The sequence below is a fragment of the Deltaproteobacteria bacterium genome (assembly GCA_009929795.1).
GTDB lineage: Bacteria > Desulfobacterota > Desulfovibrionia > Desulfovibrionales > Desulfomicrobiaceae > RZZR01.
Map to the genome: position 1 here is coordinate 1 of RZZR01000328.1, position 1659 is coordinate 1659.

At 65.2% G+C, this 1659-nt stretch carries 3 protein-coding genes; all 3 read left to right on the forward strand.

Annotated features, from left to right (window positions below; translation table 11 throughout):
* The coding region (locus EOM25_14705) for an aminodeoxychorismate/anthranilate synthase component II (GenBank protein NCC26427.1) at nucleotides 1-195 on the forward strand (195 nt) is incomplete at its 5' end.
* A 10-nt stretch (nucleotides 196-205) separates the two neighbouring features.
* The gene (gene trpD, locus EOM25_14710; GenBank protein NCC26428.1) at nucleotides 206-1204 is read left to right on the forward strand and encodes an anthranilate phosphoribosyltransferase; all 999 of its coding nucleotides are present in this window, start codon (nucleotides 206-208) and stop codon (nucleotides 1202-1204) included.
* The coding region (locus tag EOM25_14715) for an indole-3-glycerol-phosphate synthase (GenBank protein NCC26429.1) at nucleotides 1197-1659 on the forward strand (463 nt) is incomplete at its 3' end. The genes trpD and EOM25_14715, both read left to right, overlap by 8 nt.

The following is a 1659-nucleotide window of genomic DNA, read 5'->3' on the forward strand; positions in this document are numbered from 1 at the left end:
AGGTATCATTCCCTGCTGGTTTGTCCCGGCCCGGACACTCCCTTTCGGATCACGGCCCGCACCGACCGGGACGAGGTCATGGCCCTTGAGTTTTCGGATCGCCCCTGGTTCGGAGTCCAGTTCCATCCGGAATCGGTCTTGAGCCCGGACGGTCCGGCCATCGTCCACAACTTTACCGCCCTGTGCAAACCATGAGGAACAGATCATGTACACCGTCCGCCCGATACTCGAAGCCATCGTCGAAAACCGGTCCCTCTCCCAGGATCTGGTCCGCGAGGCCTTCGAGGCCATGCTCACCGGTCGCCTGACCGAGGCCCAGAGCGGGGCGCTGCTCCTGGGCCTCCGTGCCCGGGGGGAGACCTCCGAGGAACTCTCGGCTGCCGTGGAGGCTGCGCTGGGCCAGGCCGTTCTAGTCACCGGACTCACCGGCGACCGTATCGACACCTGTGGAACCGGAGGGGACTGCCGCAACAGCTTCAACTGCTCCACGGCCGTGGCCCTCTTCCTGGCCGACATGGGCTACGCCGTGGTCAAGCACGGAAACCGGGCCGTATCCAGCGCCTGCGGCAGCGCCGACGCCATCGAGGCTCTGGGGCTGCCCATGACCACCACCCCGGCCGAGGCGGCCGAAGAGCTCAAAAAACGCAATTTTGCCTTTCTCTTTGCCCCCCATTTCCATCCTGCCTTCAGACACGTGGCCCCCATCCGCAAGGCCCTGGGAATCAGAACCCTCTTCAACCTCATGGGACCGCTTCTAAATCCGGCCCGGCCCACCCACCAGATCCTGGGGGTTCCCGACATGCGCTTCGCCCCCATGATGGCCGAAGTCCTGGCCGCTCAGGGTCTCAAACGGGCCGCCGTGGTCCACGGGGCCGGGGGTTACGACGAACTCAGCCCCTGCGGCGAGTCGTCCATCGTCTTTGTCGAAGACGGCCAAACCCGTCGGGATCGAATTCACCCAAAGACGTTCGGACTGCCCGAGGCCTGCCCCGAGGACCTGGAGTGCCCCACCAAGGAGACCGCCGTGGCGGCCCTCAAAAAACTCCTGTCCGGTCAAGGAGCTGCCGGCATGGCCTCCATGGTCACCCTTAATCTCGGACTGGCCATCCATCTCCTGGAGCCGTCCATGACTTTGGAGGAATCCGTGGCCCTGGCCTGGGAAACCGTGGCCCGGGGACTCCGAAAGGAACTCGATCATGCTTGAGCGCTTCAAAACGGCCAAGCGGGCCGAAATCGACCGCCTCGAAGAACAAGCGCGAGACCGACTCATCCCGCCCCCCTTTGCCGGAACGAGGCCTTCCCTGGCCGAGGCCCTGGAACGCCACGGACCTGGAGCGGTCATCGCCGAGTACAAGCCTGCCTCCCCCTCTCAGGGTCCCATAAACCCGGGGCTTCGGCCCGAGGACGTCGCTTCGGCCTACGCCGCTGGCGGGGCCTCGGCCTTGTCCGTGCTTACCGAGGAGACCTATTTCCAGGGCTCCCTTTCCTTTCTGGAACGCATGACCGACCCGGGCCTGCCCCTCTTGCGCAAGGACTTCCTCTTTCATCCCCTCCAGATCTGGGCCACGGCGGCCACCCCGGCCTCGGCCCTGCTCCTCATCGTGGCCATGTTCGAGGAAAGGTCCGAGCTGGCCGACATGATCGCCTCCTGCGCCGACC